The sequence below is a fragment of the Bacillus sp. FSL E2-8900 genome (genome assembly GCF_037966225.1).
GTDB lineage: Bacteria > Bacillota > Bacilli > Bacillales > Bacillaceae_G > Bacillus_A > Bacillus_A cereus.
In genome coordinates, this window is the sequence record NZ_CP150193.1 from 2,826,619 (window position 1) to 2,844,852 (window position 18,234).

Sequence of the window (18,234 nt, forward strand, 5' to 3'; positions counted from 1 at the left end):
AAATTATAACAAGATTTCACATCACGGAATACATTCCATAATACGGAAAAACATCAAACTTTATTCTATCAACTACGAAAGTGAGGAAAACAATGGCGCACGTAAACAATACAAACAATGAATTAAAACGTACGATGAAAAGTAGACACTTATTCATGATTGCACTCGGTGGTGTGATTGGAACGGGGTTATTTAACGGATCTGGCTTTATTATAAGTCAAGCTGGACCTGGTGGATCCGTACTTGCCTTTATGGCCGGTGGATTATTAATGTATTTCGTTATGCTATGTCTTGGTGAACTCGCTGTAGCCATGCCTGTTTCGGGTTCTTTCCAGGAATATGCCACTAAATTCATCAATCCTGCAACTGGCTTTACAATCGGATGGTTGTATTGGTTAAGCTGGGCGAATACGACCGGTCTTGAATTTACAACTGCCGGTATTACAATGCAGCGCTGGTTTCCTGATATTCCTGTTTGGGTTTGGTGTTTAATATTTGGCGTTACAATCTTTACTATTAACGCATTATCTGCTCGTAGTTATGCAGAAACAGAATTTTGGTTTTCAAGTATAAAAGTATCTGCCATTATAGCTTTTATAATTCTTGGTGGCGCCGCTATGTTCGGCTTTATTGATTTAAAAGGCGACGAACCAGCTCCACTTCTTTCAAATTTCGTAAATCATGGTGGTTTATTTCCGAATGGACTTGCAGCTATTCTATTAACAATGGTTACAGTCAATTATTCCTTCCAAGGTACAGAGCTTGTCGGAATCGCAGCAGGTGAAAGCGAAGATCCAGCAAAAACTTTACCTCGTTCTATTAGAAATATTATATGGCGCACAATGTTTTTCTTCGTCTTAGCAATCTTTGTTCTTGTTGCTTTAATTCCTTGGGAAGAAGCAGGACTCACAAAGAGCCCATTCGTTGCTGTTTTTGATAATATCGGTATTCCATATGCAGCTGATATTATGAACTTTGTTATTCTTACTGCTGTTCTTTCTGTTGCAAACTCAGGACTATACGCTGCTACTCGCATGCTTTGGTCTTTATCAAAAAACGAAATGGCTCCAGCATTTTTAAAGAAATTATCATCACGTGGGATTCCTCTCAACGCTTTAATCATGACAATAGCTATTTCTGCTTTTTCTCTTTTAACAAGCGTCGTAGCTGCTGAAACGGTTTACTTATGGTTAATTTCCATTTCTGGAGTCATAACAATTATTGTTTGGATGTCAATTTGTGTTTCTCAATTCTTTTTCCGCAAACACTATTTAGCTGAAGGTGGAAAATTAGACGACTTGAAGTTCAGAACTCCACTCTATCCCCTTGTACCAATTCTTGGTTTTGGATTGTATGGCATTATATTAGTAAGTCTTATCTTTATCCCAGATCAAAGACTAGGCATTTATTGTACTGTACCATTTATCATCTTTTGCTATACTTACTATCACTTTAAAGTTAAGAAAAGAATTGCAACTAACACTCAAAGTGAAACTAAAATTAGCGAAACTTCGTAATATTGTACGATACAAAAAAGACAACACGTGGCGTTTCACTTCATGTGTTGTCTTTTTTTATTATTTAAATATGAGTTCACCTGAATTTAATGGATTTTTCTCTTCTCCTACAAAAGTAGTAAAATTTTCATTTGAACTTGCTACCTCAGTTGGATTTATCGTATTTCAATTTCGATATAATAATAAATAGGTATATCAGATATAGCTGTACATTATTAGAACTACATTCATTACTCAACTGGTAGTTATCAAGAAAGAAAGGAATGATCATAATGATACAGAACATATACGAAACTCATTTACATGTAAGAAATTTAGAAAAAGCGATAAATTTCTATCAAAACAAGCTAGGATTAACCTTAGCAAGAAAACTCTCCAAAAGAAGAGTGGCTTTCTTTTGGGTCGGAGAAAATAAAAAACAAATGCTTGGACTATGGGAAGTAAATTATATCGAAGACTTTGAGCTGAGACATTTTGCTTTTGGTGTAAATTTAGAGTTTTTAATGACTTCTAAAGCGTGGTTAGAGGAGCGTGGAATAGAAGTGATAGGAAGTCAAGGAAAAGGAAATCAAGAGCCAATTGTCCAAAGGTGGATGCCCGCTGCAAGTGTATACTTTCTAGATTGTGATAGAAATAAATTAGAATTCATTTCTATGTTACATGACAATCCAGATGAATTAGAATATGCATCCTATTTAAGTGTATGGAATGCGGAACACCAAGAAAAATGAATGAAATTTCCGTTCAAGTCTTTTCTAATTTTTTAGATATACTGTTGTACGATCCCCCTTTTGCTATTAATTTTCGTCGGATTTATGAACAGTTATCGTAATGGAAAATTCATGATAACTCCAATTGTTAACATAATGCATTTATCGTCACCTTGTATTTGTACTTACGTACTAGCAATTCCTAATCTGCTTCCATTACAATTTGAAACATTTAATTTTTCTTCTTATCTGGCATCTAATCTTTAAACAAAAACTCCCCTTAAATCGAAAATGATTAAGGGGAATTTTATATACGATGCAATTATAGTTCAGATTTCACCCGAACAGAAACATTATTTTTAATTATATTTTTGACATCTTTAAAGCTAACAAAATTGTTACTTTTCTCATCCCAAAGACGGAAACGGAGTGAACGCAAGCTTGTAGCAAGCGTAATTGTTGGTACATTTTTTAAAGGAAGGGTATTGTTGTGTGCCTCTTCTAGTTTATAGTTAGGTACTCTTGGACTTAAATGGTGAACATGATGAAATCCAATATTACCCGTTAGAAATTGCAAAATTTTTGGAAGTTTATAAAAAGAACTTCCCTCCACTGCCGCTTTCACATATTCCCATTCTTTATCTTCTTCAAAATAAGAATCCTCGAATGTGTGCTGTACGTAAAACAGCCAAATCCCTATTGAACCTGCTATTAAAAATATAGAACCATGTACTAAAAGAAACGATTGCCATCCAATTGCCCAGCAAAGCATTCCTACAATAGCAACGATTAAAATATTTGTTAAATAAGTGTTCATACGTTCTTTTTTTCTAGCACCTTTTCGGTTAAATCTATTTTTAAGCAAGAAAACATAAATCGGGCCTAACCCAAACATAACGAATGGATTGCGATATAAACGATATGCTAAACGGAGTCTAAATGGTGCTGCTACATATTCATCTACTGTAAGCGTCCAAATATCCCCTGTACCCCTCTTATCCAAATTACCACTCGTAGCGTGGTGAATAGAATGCTCATGCCCCCACTGATCAAATGGGAATAATGTTAAAACACCCATACACGTTCCAACTATTCTATTTGCACGTCGACTTTTAAAGAATGAATAATGGGTACAATCATGAAAAATAATGAAAATCCTTGTCATAAATCCAGCGGCTAACAGTGCTGGAACTAATGTTAACCAATAAGAAACTGACAAACTTTTATAAGCAAGGTACCATAAAATAATAAATGGCACGATTGTGTTGATCAGTTGCCAAACACTTTTTTTAATCGTTGATTTTTCAAAAGGAGCAACTTGTTTTTTTAAATTTTTAGTATTTTCTAAGGTCATTGTTCTAATTCCTTTCCTTTTTGTTGCTAATTCATATTATAGCACACTATTAGTATCAGGTGTTAAAAGTAGCTATAATAAATATTTTATACTATGAAAATCTCTTTTTTCTTACTCATTACTTACAAATTTCTTACGTCCAAAATAGCTTCTATAATTGGACAGACGGAGCATTTTATGTATCAAAGAAACTTCATATTTTTCCAATAAGTACATAAAAAACAGCGAGTTTTTTCACAAGAAGAAAAAAGCTGCAATCAGTCAGTTTCACCGACTTATCGCAGCTTCTCTTCTTTTTACCTTATTTTATCGATGAAGCCAAACTGCACCTGCAGACTTGTCTTCAGCTTGGCCTACCACTTCAAACTTCAGTCCTAGCTTCGGTAACTTACGTCCTGCATCAGGAATAACGCTGTTGATGTATTGCTTAGAATCATCAAATTTTGCCACTCCTGGTAATCCTTTATAATCAAAGATACCGCGTGTTGGTGAATTTACTTTCCATGCTGGTGTTTGATCAAATGAGAATGCCGCATCGGCAATTTGATAACGCGTACTGCTCTTCACAGTAGGTTGTCCGTTTAATGTCCCTACAATTGCCTCTGGATGAGAATCTACTACTCCTAAGAACCCTTCACCTGGATGAACGCCTACCCAGTTATCTGTAAAGCTTTGATCCGCATACCATACAACCATTCCTGTATTAAATACTGGGCCACGTGCATATTGTAACGCAGTGTCAGAACCAGCGTAATTTCTCCACTCTACATAGTAATTATGTTTTTTCTGTTCAAATCCGTTAGACACAGTAAAGCCTTTTAACGTCATTGCAGGCTGACCTTCTGCATCATCAGAGAAAACAACTTTTCCATCTACAGTTAAGGCTGCATTATCTAACGCAAATCCTTTATAAGCTACTGCAATATCTGTTAAGTACTCAAATTGCAGTTTTACTTTTTTTCCTTTGAATTGGCTTAAATCGTATGATTTATCAACCCACTTACCATCAGTTGTATCCGCGCCGCCTTTTATATCTTTTTCGCCCATTCTATCAATGCGTGTCTTCGTTCCATCTTCTGCAATCGCATATACGTCAAGGAAATCATACTTCGCTTCAAGTTCGTAAAATGCCTTATAATCGAACTTAGCATCCTTTGCATTTGTTAAGTCAAATACTGGTGTCTCAAGTGTTGTATGAATGTCATTTCCTTTTGTACTGTAATAGAACTTCTTACCAAACGCTGATTCGATATTTTTTATATCTTTGTCCGGCAAGTTAACACGAACAATTCCAGGTCGTTTAGATTTTGTAGTACTTTGATCTACATATGTTGCAACACCGATTCCTTTGCTAAGTTTGTCATAATCTACTTCAAGAATATTCGCCCAGTTCCCCTTCATATTCTTTTGGAAAAACTCTTTATTTTGTGGCGAGAAACTCGTTGGCTCTGTTCCTGCAATTTTTCCAGCCCAGCTACCACCACTCATAATAGACCATGACTCAACAGGTTCACCTTGTCCTGAGTACTTTGTATCATATTCATCTGGTAAGCCTAAATCATGGCCATACTCATGTGCAAACACACCAACTGCTCCGTCTTCAGGCTCGATTGTATAATCATATGCAGCCATCTTTCCGCCCCAGTTCGAAACAGAAGATTTCGTGCCATCAATTGCATATGGTTTTGAACCTAGTTTTGAACGATGTGACCAAATCGCATCATCTTTCAATTTACCGCCGCCAGCTTCTTGACCAACGCCAGCATGTACAACCATTAAATGATCAATAATGCCATCTGGCTCATTTTTATTTCCATCACCATCTTGATCGTATTGATCAAATTGGTCATAGTCTGCTAAATTGATTCCTTTTGCTACCGCTGCTTTTAATGCTTCTTTCACAAAATCTTTTGGTCCTAAAGGCCCCTTGTTATCATGCCCAGTACCCGCATCAGCACCATAATCTGATGCTTTTCCTGGAACAGTAAGCCATTCTGTTACAGTCCCATCAACTGTATAGCTACCACCAGATTGTTCTTCATAATATTGCTTAAATGTGTTAATTTTCGATCCATCAAATAAAGTAAATGGTTCATCACCAAATAACATTTTTTGATAATGTTCACGATTAAAGTCCTTAGAATACATGTATCCTGGCTCTTGATCAATATTGTTATGCTTAAAATCGCTAAATTCTACAAGTAAAACAAGTACTTTATCTTTTCGAACAGCTCCATTGTATTCTTCTTGCTTCGCTGATGTAGTAGGTACTTTTCCATTTAATTTCCCAGGGTTCAATGCTGCACCTTGTCCAGCTACTGGGCCTACTTCAGGCTGCTGCGCCTGTTCATTTTCCCTCATTTTTGCATCTTTTACTTTTTTCATAAAGTCAGAGGCTTCTTGCGTAAGACTATCTCCTGTTAAGATTTCTTTCCCAGGGTTTTCCCCTTTCTTTTTCTCAACATATTTTTCGACAGCCTTTGAAGTCTCAGCTTGTGATGCAGATTGATCAATTACCCCCCGTTGTTTTAGCGCTTCAGCCAAACGCTCCTCCGGTATTAAGTGCTCATCTATTGGTAGAGATGATGTTGGTGTCTCAGCATACGCTGCGTGACCTCCAAAAGCAAACGTACTACTTAGTACTGCTGCTGTTGTTAATACCGCTAATGGTTTTAATTTCTTTTTCTTTTTCTTTTTCAATGTATTTCCTCCCCAGTGTCTGCAAATTATCGTTTTTTGCCGATAACAACATAATATTCGTTATAATACGAATATTCAATCTTTTTCAACAAATAAAATGTTGAGAAATATTTTTTATGCAGGGTGAAATACATAAGATATAAAAACAAACAGACTCTTCTATAAATAACAGTGAACTTTTATATGTTCTTAGTTACAATCAAAATCCAGTAAATCTGGGATTCATACTTTTTTAATAAAAATAAGAATTAAATATTTTCTATACTATTTAATCTATGGATTACCATATTACTCACTATTCTCATTATTACAAGCTAATAGTGGTTCGTACATCATTATAGCGTGATTCTCTGTTACATATTGATCTTCTATTAACTGTTTCTGTTGATTATATACTTTACGTTGAATCACATTATGTCGTATATAACCGCCCCAGTATGCAGGTTGAATTGAGTGTTCTTTCTCATACACTTCATATTGATAAAGTTGCGGATAGACTGTTCTCCATTCACCAACTAAATGTTCATCTGTCATATAAAGGTGAAGTTGATACAGTTGGTCCGTTTCATTTTTAATTTGTAAATCCAAATAGTTATAGGAACAAGTCGCCCCACTCCCAAACGGTTGAGTGCGCCTAGAGTCAGGAAAGACATCAAAGCTATGACGATATCGTTCTGTTACTGTCAGTGGTGTATGTAAAGTCATCCAATATATTAAATTCGAAAGGTGACAAAGACCTCCTCCAATACCTGTTTGAAAAGATCCGTAATGTAATACCATACCTTCTACATACCCTTTTTTCCTCGTTGGCTTACCTATTAAACGCCAGTAAGAAAATGTTTCTCCCGGTCTAATGACGATACCATTTAGTTTTTTAACAGCAATTTTCAAATTAACAACCTTATTCTGTTGATACCACATATCTACATCTTTTAGCTTACGAAGTAATATCGTTCGGTGCTGAATTGCTGTACAAGGTAGCTTTTCTTGTTGGAACCTTTTTGCATATGTTTTTCCGTCTGCCAACCACTGAATGTACCTCTTTGTAGAGTAATACCACTTCCCTAGCATAATGCGATACTTAGACCGCTGTTTAGGACGTAAGTGCACTATATTCATTTTATTCCCTCTCTCTTTCTTCAAGTAAATTCTAATATATTTCTAATTCAATAAACTACAGTTTTCTTAGCTGCATAATAATTTCCGCAAAAAAACAATAAATTTACTCTAGTGGAGATTTTATTTTGATGATTGCTTTATAATTATATAAAACTGAGCTTCAATACAATAAATTGAAATAAACATATTATAAATATAACGGATAACCTTAAATAAAAAATAATGAACATTAAAGAAATTCTAAAGTATTAATATATTTTTCGTAAATATTAATTGATAACACATTAGACTTTCTATATGTATAACTTCTTATTCTACAAAATGAAATTTTTTAATGTAAGAAAAAATATAATTTCCCTTTAACATTTATACAAGTCTCATATGGAAAACTTTACAAAACAATTCGAACACTTATATTTAGAATAAACACAAAAAATTGCCACCAGTTAGCTTAACTGGTTGGCAATTTTTTAACGAGAATGCTTTACAAATAGTTGAATTGCTTCTTCTGATACATAGCACTTTCCATTACTCTCTACAATAATACTTCTTAATTCATACCCTTTACCATTGATACGAATTATATTTTTGTTACCAAATAATTGTGCTTCTACTTTATTATGTTTTACTACGAGTAACGGGTTTGCTCCTTCGGTTTTGTTGGCTGTTACAGTTGCACCGATTTTCTTAAAGGCTTGTTCACTCTCTAAAAATATTTTATTCGTTACTTCTTCTAAGTTAAAGCCCATCGCTTTCGCCATCGTCTTCGCAATGTCTGTATTTTGGATTAAGCCTTCTGGTTTTTGAGGTCCATAAGAATGTAAGAATACATCCTCACCTGTATGTCCTCCTGTCGTAAAGCCGATATTTGCACGATTAGCCAATAATGTAGTAAGAATTCGTCCTACATCCATTTTCTTTTTTGCCACTTTTAATTTTTCTTTTTCATCATGAGTTAGATTATCCAAACCGTATAGTTTAGCTACATCTTCTACATTTGATAAATCAGATTTCAGTTTATTTATAGTTCCTTCAAGTGTCATTTTCGCCTTTTTCAATGGATCAATGTATGCAGAAACCGGTGTAGTATTGTATCCTTTTGTCGTATTCCTATTCCCTATAGAGATGCCGCTGTTACCATGATCAGTTAAAGCGATGAGCATCGTATCCCCATCTTTCTTCGCAAATTGTAACGCCTTTGCTACCGCTTCATCAAATGCCAATACATCACTAATCATCCCAATTGGATCATTAGCATGGGCTGCCCAATCAGGCTTACTACCTTCTACGAATAAAAAGAAGCCATCTTTATCTTTTGATAATGTTTGAATTGCTTTTTCTGTCATTTGAGAAAGTGTTGGTTGTTCTGGATTTGTTGCTATACGATCCATATCAAACGCAAGAGCATGATGTGAGAAAGAGCCCCAAATTTTATTAGATTTGGAGTTCAATAACGCATCTTTCGTTTCAACGAAATCGTATCCTTTGTCTTGAATCACCTTTACTAAATTTTCACCATCTTTTCGGATTCCATTACTTTTCATAGGTAACAGCGCCGCTTTTCCCCCGCCTAATACGACATCTATATTTTGATATACTTGCTGCTTCGCAATTACGTCAAAATGTTTGCGATTGACATGGTGAGCGGAGAATCCGGCCGGAGTAGCATGCTGAATTTCAGATGTAGCAACAATGCCAGTTGCACGACCAGTACATTTTGCGCCTTCTAATACGTTTGCGACCGGCCGTAACTTTTCTTCTTCTTTTATTGGCTGTAAGCTAGGCGAACTTACAATAGAAGGTAATATACCTACATATCCTGAATTCGATTTATTTCCAGTTGCTAAAGCTGTTGCTGCTGGCGCTGAGTCTGTAATAGCTGATTCCGCCGAAAACGTACGAACACCTCCTGTTACAATTTGATCTAACGTAAGCGGTGCCCCTTTATACCAGCGAGCCAATGTTGTCGCCGTTGAACTCGTTCCGTCCATAACCATCATAATTATATTTTTAGGCTGGTGTTCTACTTTTTTCACCTTAGCTTTGGCCGAATGATAATTCATCATACTTTCCGTACTTAATACGCTTACTATTATAGCTCCCACTAATAGTAACTTTTTCATCTTCACACCATAATTCAACATGATTGTTCCTCCATAAACTTTGCATTCATTTCAATACACCTTATTTCCTTTTCCATACCAAAACCTACATATGTTTTATTAGTTCCCAATTCTCATAAAGCTAACAATAGTTACTTTCTCTTTCTTTAATTAAATATCGATATGTATCATTTATCTTATAAAAAAGATTTAACATCCTTTTCATTAATTACTTGTTTAACAATAAATCCTCGATTAAAAGAAATAAAAATTTATTGTTAAACAATAAATTTCATGTTAAATTAATAAGATATTAAATAAATGAGGTGCTTTTTATGAAACAAGGATCCACACTCTTTTTAAAGACCGTTGTAATTCTGATCGGAATCCCCGTTCTTGCTATGTGCATTTTTTTAGTCCCTAAAATAGGAAATTTCGCCGCAGAATTATATCCAGATATTGCATATATTAAATATCTTGTATTTATCAATTTATACGCAACAGCAATACCTTATTACTTCGCACTGTACCAAACATTTAAGCTTTTAAACTATATTGATAAAAATAACGCATTCTCAGAGCTATCTGTTCAAGCTTTAAAAAATATTAAGTACAGCGCATTGGCAATTTTTGCTCCTTCTTGCCATGGAATTAACAAATGCTTTACAAGAAAAGAGGCTACAGCCATTCTTGCCCGATTATGCATAAAACCTGTTTGCCAAAGCTCCCGCATTCCCGCATCAATAAACGGATAACCAGTTTCACCCTTCTGCCATACGCTTAATAACTCCTCTTCCTTATCCCACGGGAAATTTTCAAAGCTCTTATTAAGAGGTTTAGATACTGTAAATGGATAATGATATAGTAAATAATAAGAAAACTCTCGCCAAATTAATTGACGTATAAAGCTATTAACTTGTTTTTCAAAAAGACTACATTGTCTTTCGGTACTTTTATTTATTAAGTAATGAAACATTAGCTTTACTGATATTTGACCAAATGAAAGATACGGTGCCAACATCGAATGGACATTTTGATCTGGAAAATCTCTTCCTTCACTATAAGAGGCTAATTTGCTAGAGAAAAATTTCTTGAATGTTTTATATGCCCCTTCTTCTGTCGGATCCCATATTGCTTCCATATGAGATGTCCACGGTATAGTCGGCAACAAGTGTAATTCTGAAACAGATAAGCTTGCTGGTAAAGAGTTTCCCCACTTTATACTCTGCACTCTGCTAATAGGTTTAGGTATTACCTGCTTTTGAAATGCATTGTAAAAAGGCGTAAACACCTTATATTCAGTGTTATCCTTCTTTTTTATAATCCACGGTTCTAATAATAAATGCGAATTAAATTCCTTACAAATAATACCTTTATCTTCTAATATCATTTTCATTTTTTGATTAGATTTTAACCTGTCTGGATCATAACAACTATTCCAATATACAGCCGTTATATCTAATTGTTTTATGAGAGAAAGTATTTCTTCCTGTGTATTTCCTTTGCGGATTATTAAAGTAGAGCCCAATGCCTTAAGTTGCTTTTGGACATCCATTATAGCATGGCGTAACCACCACTTTGCCGCACTTCCTATTGAAAAAGTTTCATCTTGTACATATACCGGAAGAACCTCCCCGGACTGAACAGCCTCAAATAGAGCTGGGTTATCATATAAACGAAAATCTTTTTGAAACATAACGATAATTTTGTTTTGCATGGCTATCCCCTCTTACTCTTAAAACATAATAGATTCTTTATGTGAATAATCCTCTTTTTTACTTTTGCATTATTATATTAATAATTCTTTGTAATCGTAAACAAACGTTTCCATAGTTATTGGACTTCTATCTAGTAAATTCGATAAATCTGATGTGACTTTTTTAGCTAACCCTAATTTTGCAGTTGTATATATTCCAATCATAACCCAAATAAAGTCACTGTTAAGTCCCTTTTGAATCATTCTTTTTCTAAATTTAAATATACTTGGATTTGTATAAGTAATATCTTTATTTATTATTTTTGAAATAATAGCAGCAACTTCATAATATGTTAATGCCTCATTTCCCGTTAAAGAATAAGCTTTAAATTCATGTCCCTCTTCGGTTAATATTTTAGCTGCAACTTCTCCAATATCCCGTACATCTATAAAACTTGTTTCCCCTTTACCAGCAGGTACTTCAATTATTTTTTTATTTCTTAATTCATCACCATGTTGTGATAATAAATTTTGCATAAAAAAACTCGGTCTTAGGAATGTGTAAGGGATCCCAGAAGCCTTTATCATAGCTTCAATTTTAGCATGAGGTACTATCGGATTTTTTTCTACACCTAATAAAGATAAAAATACAATGTGTTTTATACCTATTTCTTTTGCGGCATCTACAACAGGCTGGAAATACTTTTTTGCATCAGCTAGATGTGGTGGTCTTATTAGAAAGATTTTAGTAACACCTGTTAAAGCCGCCTTTACAGATGAAGGATTTTCAAAATCAAAATACACTCCTTCAGTTTCTCTACTGCGCGTTGTGACTTTGAAAGTAGCATTTCTTTTTATTAGGCATTTTACAACCTCTTTTCCTACATTCCCTGTAGCACCTGTTACTAAAATCATTTTAATCACCCTTTATTTTTTTGTAAATTTTGAATCATACTTTGCAAAACTCGAACTGTATTTTCTACTTCCTCTTTAGGAATACTAGCTGTAGCATTTTTTATAACTTCATCGCTTACATTTTCTATCTCCTGTATTAATGTCTTAGCTTCATCTGTTAAAAATATTAAATGTGACCGTTTATCTTTAGGATTATGTTTTATAAGAATCCATTCTTTTTGCAATAATCTTTGTATAATCCCGGTTACTGTTGGACGGTCTGCTAAGAGCCTTTCAGCAATCATAGCTGGGGTGGTTCCATTTGGATAAAGAGATATATCCTTTAACACAGACCATTGCTGAGCTGTTATTTTATATTCTTTTAATTGATTTGATAATTCTGTTTTCGTCATTATACTTACCTTGTGTAATAAATAGCCTAAATTATTCATATAACCCCCAATATAGTTAGCACACTAATTATATAGTTAGTATACTAACTATAATGTGTAATTACAAACTTCAATTAATAGTTTATATATAAAAGATATATCAAATTCTTATTTTGTACTATTTCATATTATATTTAAAATCTTCTTTAATCCTGTTTTGCATGTATTGTACACTCTATATACAAAGGTTATTCCTTGCTGTTACTTTAAATAAGCATTTACAATTGTATCTAGCATAGGTATTTCTTATTGTCCGATTAGTCATATTTATTCTTAATTCTGCAAAATAAAAAAGAAAATGGAGCGAAAGATGAAAAAACAATTTGATAAACAATCAAACTTAAATACATTTATTGATTCAACAATCCTATGGACTTTTCAAAACCAAAATGCTATAAATACACTTTTGAATGAAGGTAAGCTTATAGCCAATCCTATTTTTGTTAGTAAAGAAGATTGCAAAGCATATAAATACATTGTAAGACACATGAAACAGAAAGGTATTGACTTTACTATAGATTTCCCCATTTGGGCATGGCATTCATGCAATGGTTACCAAAAGAAGCCTACTATTATTTATAAATGCTTTATTTAAGCATTTATATTAGTTACATAATGAAAATTCTTAAATAGTTTTTAAACATTTTTTAAAAGTTGTAATTCTACATGTATCGTAAGACTATTTCCATGACTTTCAGCCCATACTTTACCCTCATGCAATTCAATTGTGCGCTTTACAATTGCTAAACCAATTCCGGATCCATGTATTTGACTCGACCGTGATTTATCAACTCGATAAAACTTCTCAAACATCTTGCTTAATTCTTGTGCTTCAAGATGATCTGTTTTATTTGTAATACAAATAAATGCCTTATCTTCTTCTTTTTTTAGTTCCACTATTACTGTTGAATTTGAAAAACTATATTTTTCAGTATTAGATAGTAAATTATCAAATACACGCACCAGTTTTTCTATATCTGCCCATACCCAAATATCCTTATTAATGATATTTAGTTTAACAATTAATTGCTGTTTTTCAAAAATCGGGATATACTCTCCTACTAGCTGACCTAACAAATTGCCCAATTCTACTTTTTCTTTTCTCAACTTAACATCAGGTAAAGATAATTTTGTGTATTCAAACAATTCATTAATGAGAGTTTTTAATTTTAATGTTAAATTATACGTATTTTGAATATACATTTCTAATTCTTCTTTATTTCGATATTGTTTTTCATTTACTAATGCTAAATATCCAATAATAGACGTTAAAGGGGTACGCAAATCATGAGAAATATTGGTAATAAATTCACTTTTACCTTTCTCAATTGCTCTCTCTTTCTCAAAACGCTCCCTTAATTGACTAGCCATCCAATTAATATTATAAGCTAAAGAAGATAATTCATCTTTTCCTTTAACACGTATGGAATGTTTCCAATCTTTTTTTACAATCTTTTGAATACCTCGTTCAATTTCTTTAATGTATCTTGTAATAGGGATCATAAACAGCAAAAATAAAAGGATGAAAATTAATATACTGCTCACCAAAGCAAGTAATAAATTTTGATTATATTGAGTTGGTGAGATTGTTTTATTCGAATTTGGAGATTGTACCATTACATATCCAATTCCATCTTGAAATGAAACTGGTGAAACAAACAATATGAACTTCTCAAACAAAGGATTTCTGACGTTTGGTGTAACATTTAATTTCTCCTGTAATAATTCCTGTGGGAGATTATCCTGCAATTGAAAATTATGTGAACGATAGATAATATGGCCTTTATAATCTAATACTAAAAACCTTAAATTTTCATTCTTCTTTTGGATAGATTGAATCATCGGTATAACTTGTTCTATATGCCCAGATTCCAAATTACGCTTTTGTATATCATTAGTTATCCCTATCGCTATTTCCCTTATTTCGGCTTCTTTTTCAATCTGTTGATTATAAGAAAGTAGATTTGCACTTTTCATTGCTATGAGAAAAAAAGTAACAACCGCAACGATGAAACAGAGCAAAAAAATTAAAATAAGCTTTATATTTAAGCGTGTAGAAAAGAATATATTATCCCTTAATTTCGTACGATCGATCATACTCTATAGCCAACTCCCCATACTGTTTTTAAATAAACAGGCTGACGAGGGTTTTCTTCAATTTTTTCCCGTATTTTAGTAATATGAACCATGACTGTATTATCTGATTTATAAAATGAATCTTCCCAGACCATCTCGTATATTTTTTCTACACTAAAAACCTTTCCTTTATTTCTCACTAATAAAGAAAGTATGTCAAATTCCTTTGGAGTTAACCTTACTTCTTCATTTCTAATGAAAACTTGTCTTGTCTCCTCGTCTACCTTAAGATGGCCTATTTCATGAATAAATTGTTTTACTTCTTCTGTTTGATAAACACGATATCTTCGTAATTGAGATTTAATTCTTGCCATTAATTCAAGTGGATTAAACGGTTTGGTAATGTAGTCTTCTGCCCCACTCATTAATCCCTGGATCTTATCTATATCCTCATCTTTAGCTGACAAAAAAATTATAGGCATTTGATACTGTTCTCTTATTTTTAAACAAGCCTCTATGCCATCCATTTTCGGTAACATAATATCTAAAATGATTAAATCAATTGTTGTATTTCTTAAAGTTTCTAAAGCTTCTATAGCATCCGATGCATCTATAATTTCATACCCTTCATTTTTTAAATAAATGGATACGATTTTTCTTATCTCTATATCATCATCTACAATCAAAATTTTTTCTTTCTGCATCATATTTTCTTCCTCTCTGACATCTCGTTCTATGCTGTAGTATTATACATTTAGTTTTACCTTACACGTATAAAGTGAAACTTTAATCAGCCCTCACCAATCGGTCTTTTACGGGAATCCCGCCCCCCACCTAACTTCTTTGCTTCCACTTAATTTTGAGATGTGGGTCTTACTACCCGTTAATGCGTGATAATACACTTTGCTTTTTTAAACATATTGAAGAAACCATCTGTTTTGCAAGTTGATTTGAACTGGGTAAAATAGCCCCCTACGATCCGAGGCCGCTTCACATACTCTTACATAAAACAAATAACATTCATAAATTCCTCTCCAATGTTAATTTAGAACATACAATCAATCTACTGAAAAAATCTTAATTTTCACCCTACAAAAATATTAAGATTTCTTAACATTGAATGGAGAATTTACATATTAAAAATGGACAGTTCCCTATACTATTAGACCTGTCCAAATTAACGTTTTTAATTTATGAATTAAAATATTATACTTTTCTTTATTTTATAATATCTGTCACTATAAACATTGATTTTCTATCTCTCTAAGTACATCATTTCCAATATTATCTATCTTTTCATTTTTTATAGTGTTATATAAACTCTGTAAAACTTTTAACTCTGTTCTTAAATGTAAAATGACACTAGATAATATATATAACTTAGCTACACTCTCTTTTCCACACTTCTCTTCATATACTTTTTGAAGGGTAGTAAGATATAACGTCAGTTGAGAAATTTTAGTTTTTAGCTGTTCTAGAATTAATTCTTCTTCCCCATATTGTGCAAAAAGTAGCGCTTCATATATAGGACGATGCATATCCTCTTTCTTTATCATTTGCTCTAATAATAAATGTTCAAATTCTTGTTTACCACTTTTAGTAATACCGTAAATAGTCCGTTCAGGACGTTGTTCATTACGAATAATATCAACAACCTCTATAAAACCCTTCTTTTCAAGTTGCTCAAATGTATAATATAAAGAGCCTTTAGTAATTTTTATATAATATTTCATTTCACTATTTTTTAAAAGTTGCTGGACTTCATACGGATGCCTATTTTTCTCCATAAGAAGACCCAGCATAAAAAGCTTTGTATTCATAACTCTCCACTCCTTAATAACCTATACCAATAGTATAAGCTAAAAATAAGTAAAGAATCTTTTTGTTTTATAAAATTTATAACTTCAAATTCACTTTATTATCCTTTGTACCAGCTTTGACATTCCCCATAAATAATATTGCCATAAACGAAACGATAATTGGAATTAAAGCTAATAGAAAAACAGTAGTAATGGAAGATGACATAGCAGCTATAACCTTTTCAAGAATAAAAGTAGGTATACTGGACCTTACATCTGAGCGAAATATTGCACTCGGATCACCTAGATTATTTAACATGCTGGAACCATGTTCTATTCCCTTAAAAGCATCCTTTAAGTTAGCTGTAAAGGTACTATTTTGAATGGAGCCAAAAATCGTTACTCCAATTGTCATACCTAGTGAACGAAAGAATGAATTTGTTGAAGTAGCTGAACCACGGAATCTCGGTTCCATATTATGAATAGAAACTGTGGGAAGCAAAGAGAACGAAAATCCAACTCCAAACCCCGTTATAATCATGTATATCGTTAAAAGTACACGGCTTGTTTGTGGATCCATCGTTCCTAACAAATACATACCTATCCCAAAGGATATTATAGATAATAACATCAAGTTGCGGTAACTAATTTTCGTTTGAAATATTCCACCAATTGCACTACCTACTACAGAACCTAACATCATTGGGGTTAAAATTAATCCAGCATTAGTTGCTGTTCCACCATATACAGCCTGAACAAAAATAGGAATAAATACTGTTAAAATAACAAATGTTGCTCCATAGAAAAACGTAATAATTTGTGATATTGCAAACTCCTTACGCTTAAACATCCAAAATGATATTATCGGATCTTTCACTTTTCTTTCTACCAATAGGAAGCCAACAAAAAATACAATAAACGATGCAAATAACCCAATGATTTGTATCGAATCCCACTTAAATTCTTTTCCTCCCAATTCTAAAGCGAACATTAAGCTAATTACTGCTATGACGAGTGTTATCGCCCCCCACCAATCAATATTTTGCTTAGTAGGTGGATTATTTTCTTTATAAGCTTTTAAAATAAAAATTAATGACATTAGACCAATTGGAATATTGACGTAAAAAATCCAATGCCAACTTATATTTTCTGTTATATACGCACCTAATAAAGGCCCTAATACACTTGAAGAACCAAATACGGCCCCTAATAACCCAGTCATTTTCCCTCTTTTTTCAATAGGAAAAATATCAAATACAATGGTAAAGGCGATTGGCATCAGTGCCCCCCCACCTATACCTTGAATTGCACGATAAATACTTAGCTGAACAATACTTTGCGCAGTACCACATAATGCAGAACCAATTAAGAAGATTAATAAACCAAAAATATAAAACCTCTTTCTACCATACATATCAGATAATTTCCCGAAAATAGGCATACCCGCCATAACTGCAACCATATAAGCAGAAGTAACCCAGATGAATTTATCCAATCCACCCAAATCTGAGACAATTGTACCAATTGAAGTGGCAACAATTGTATTATCCATTGCAGCCATTAAAATACCTAGCATTAACCCAGCTATCACTAAGCGTAAGTTGCTCTCTTTTGCAACCATACCTCTTTCCTCCTTTTTTCACACTCAACAAAATAAATAGTCTAATTAAACTATATACTCATTATAGTCTAATTAGACTATTTTTCAATAAATCATTAAAAAAAAAATAAATCCCCCCAAATATATTGGAGAGATTATAATTGTAGAATTGCTTCCTATATAAAGTAATTAAAACCGTAAAAACTATTACTTTT

At 33.2% G+C, this 18,234-nt stretch carries 12 protein-coding genes and 3 pseudogenes; 4 read left to right on the top strand and 11 right to left on the bottom strand.

Annotation, left to right across the window (positions count from 1 at the left end; all coding sequences use genetic code 11):
• Positions 1 to 92 precede the first annotated feature (92 nt).
• Both NST90_RS14520 and NST90_RS14525 read left to right on the top strand, forming a co-directional pair.
• Positions 93 to 1,517 carry an amino acid permease gene (locus NST90_RS14520; RefSeq protein WP_242321292.1) on the top strand — a complete coding sequence of 475 codons (1,425 nt, stop codon included), beginning with the start codon at positions 93 to 95 and terminating at the stop codon, positions 1,515 to 1,517.
• A 272-nt stretch (positions 1,518 to 1,789) separates the two neighbouring features.
• Positions 1,790 to 2,248 carry a VOC family protein gene (locus NST90_RS14525; RefSeq protein WP_242321290.1) on the top strand — a complete coding sequence of 153 codons (459 nt, stop codon included), beginning with the start codon at positions 1,790 to 1,792 and terminating at the stop codon, positions 2,246 to 2,248.
• A 301-nt stretch (positions 2,249 to 2,549) separates the two neighbouring features.
• Here NST90_RS14525 and NST90_RS14530 read toward each other — a convergent pair whose 3' ends face one another.
• The 4 genes from NST90_RS14530 to NST90_RS14545 all read right to left on the bottom strand — a co-directional run bounded on the left by NST90_RS14530 (position 2,550) and on the right by NST90_RS14545 (position 9,544).
• Positions 2,550 to 3,581 (bottom strand): fatty acid desaturase, encoded by a 1,032-nt coding sequence (locus NST90_RS14530; protein ID WP_000171499.1) that lies wholly within the window; start codon positions 3,579 to 3,581, stop codon positions 2,550 to 2,552.
• Between the two features lie 306 nt (positions 3,582 to 3,887).
• Complete coding sequence (locus tag NST90_RS14535; RefSeq protein ID WP_000727434.1) at positions 3,888 to 6,281, bottom strand: immune inhibitor A domain-containing protein; 2,394 nt, start codon at positions 6,279 to 6,281, stop codon at positions 3,888 to 3,890.
• A gap of 288 nt (positions 6,282 to 6,569) precedes the next feature.
• On the bottom strand, positions 6,570 to 7,400 hold the full coding sequence (locus NST90_RS14540) for a VanW family protein (RefSeq protein WP_283748156.1): 831 nt from the start codon (positions 7,398 to 7,400) through the stop codon (positions 6,570 to 6,572).
• Between the two features lie 470 nt (positions 7,401 to 7,870).
• The gene (locus tag NST90_RS14545) at positions 7,871 to 9,544 is read right to left on the bottom strand and encodes an alkaline phosphatase (protein WP_076876200.1); all 1,674 of its coding nucleotides are present in this window, start codon (positions 9,542 to 9,544) and stop codon (positions 7,871 to 7,873) included.
• 293 nt (positions 9,545 to 9,837) lie between these two features.
• On the opposite strand from NST90_RS14545, the pseudogene NST90_RS14550 reads away from it, so the two are divergent.
• Positions 9,838 to 10,125 (top strand): annotated as a pseudogene (locus tag NST90_RS14550) (DUF2975 domain-containing protein); the annotation flags it as partial.
• Positions 10,126 to 10,130: 5 nt separating this feature from the next.
• On the opposite strand, the pseudogene NST90_RS14555 reads toward NST90_RS14550, so the two are convergent.
• The 3 genes and pseudogenes from NST90_RS14555 to NST90_RS14565 form a co-directional block, all read right to left on the bottom strand.
• Positions 10,131 to 11,219, bottom strand: a pseudogene (locus tag NST90_RS14555) (deoxyribodipyrimidine photo-lyase); the annotation flags it as partial.
• A gap of 72 nt (positions 11,220 to 11,291) precedes the next feature.
• Complete coding sequence (locus NST90_RS14560) at positions 11,292 to 12,113, bottom strand: SDR family oxidoreductase (protein ID WP_000604771.1); 822 nt, start codon at positions 12,111 to 12,113, stop codon at positions 11,292 to 11,294.
• A gap of 5 nt (positions 12,114 to 12,118) precedes the next feature.
• Positions 12,119 to 12,544, bottom strand: coding sequence for a MarR family transcriptional regulator (locus NST90_RS14565; protein ID WP_001061038.1), 426 nt, complete (start codon positions 12,542 to 12,544; stop codon positions 12,119 to 12,121).
• A 310-nt stretch (positions 12,545 to 12,854) separates the two neighbouring features.
• Here NST90_RS14565 and NST90_RS14570 point away from each other — a divergent pair.
• Positions 12,855 to 13,115, top strand: a pseudogene (locus NST90_RS14570) (DUF3841 domain-containing protein); the annotation flags it as partial.
• A 65-nt stretch (positions 13,116 to 13,180) separates the two neighbouring features.
• Here the strand turns inward: NST90_RS14570 and NST90_RS14575 are convergent.
• From NST90_RS14575 to NST90_RS14590, 4 genes are all read right to left on the bottom strand, one after another.
• Positions 13,181 to 14,641 (bottom strand): HAMP domain-containing sensor histidine kinase, encoded by a 1,461-nt coding sequence (locus NST90_RS14575; protein WP_000567229.1) that lies wholly within the window; start codon positions 14,639 to 14,641, stop codon positions 13,181 to 13,183.
• Entirely contained in the window at positions 14,638 to 15,327 is a 690-nt protein-coding gene (locus tag NST90_RS14580) for a response regulator transcription factor (RefSeq protein ID WP_000983275.1), read from the bottom strand. The genes NST90_RS14575 and NST90_RS14580 overlap by 4 nt, the downstream gene beginning before the upstream one ends.
• A gap of 531 nt (positions 15,328 to 15,858) precedes the next feature.
• A complete protein-coding gene (locus NST90_RS14585) occupies positions 15,859 to 16,440 on the bottom strand; it encodes a PadR family transcriptional regulator (protein WP_001093176.1) in 582 nt (193 codons plus the stop codon).
• Between the two features lie 76 nt (positions 16,441 to 16,516).
• The gene (locus tag NST90_RS14590; RefSeq protein ID WP_000225814.1) at positions 16,517 to 18,040 is read right to left on the bottom strand and encodes an MDR family MFS transporter; all 1,524 of its coding nucleotides are present in this window, start codon (positions 18,038 to 18,040) and stop codon (positions 16,517 to 16,519) included.
• Between the last annotated feature and the right edge of the window lie 194 nt (positions 18,041 to 18,234).

Excerpts from the sequence above, each read along its gene's own strand:
- NST90_RS14545 (WP_076876200.1), bottom strand. The coding sequence starts at position 9,544 with ATGTTGAATTATGGTGTGAAGATGAAAAAGTTACTATTAGTGGGAGCT.
- NST90_RS14590 (WP_000225814.1), bottom strand. The coding sequence starts at position 18,040 with ATGGTTGCAAAAGAGAGCAACTTACGCTTAGTGATAGCTGGGTTAATG.
- NST90_RS14530 (WP_000171499.1), bottom strand. The coding sequence starts at position 3,581 with ATGACCTTAGAAAATACTAAAAATTTAAAAAAACAAGTTGCTCCTTTT.
- NST90_RS14585 (WP_001093176.1), bottom strand. The coding sequence starts at position 16,440 with ATGAATACAAAGCTTTTTATGCTGGGTCTTCTTATGGAGAAAAATAGG.
- NST90_RS14540 (WP_283748156.1), bottom strand. The coding sequence starts at position 7,400 with ATGAATATAGTGCACTTACGTCCTAAACAGCGGTCTAAGTATCGCATT.
- NST90_RS14575 (WP_000567229.1), bottom strand. The coding sequence starts at position 14,641 with ATGATCGATCGTACGAAATTAAGGGATAATATATTCTTTTCTACACGC.
- NST90_RS14565 (WP_001061038.1), bottom strand. The coding sequence starts at position 12,544 with ATGAATAATTTAGGCTATTTATTACACAAGGTAAGTATAATGACGAAA.
- NST90_RS14520 (WP_242321292.1), top strand. The coding sequence starts at position 93 with ATGGCGCACGTAAACAATACAAACAATGAATTAAAACGTACGATGAAA.
- NST90_RS14560 (WP_000604771.1), bottom strand. The coding sequence starts at position 12,113 with ATGATTTTAGTAACAGGTGCTACAGGGAATGTAGGAAAAGAGGTTGTA.
- NST90_RS14580 (WP_000983275.1), bottom strand. The coding sequence starts at position 15,327 with ATGATGCAGAAAGAAAAAATTTTGATTGTAGATGATGATATAGAGATA.
- NST90_RS14525 (WP_242321290.1), top strand. The coding sequence starts at position 1,790 with ATGATACAGAACATATACGAAACTCATTTACATGTAAGAAATTTAGAA.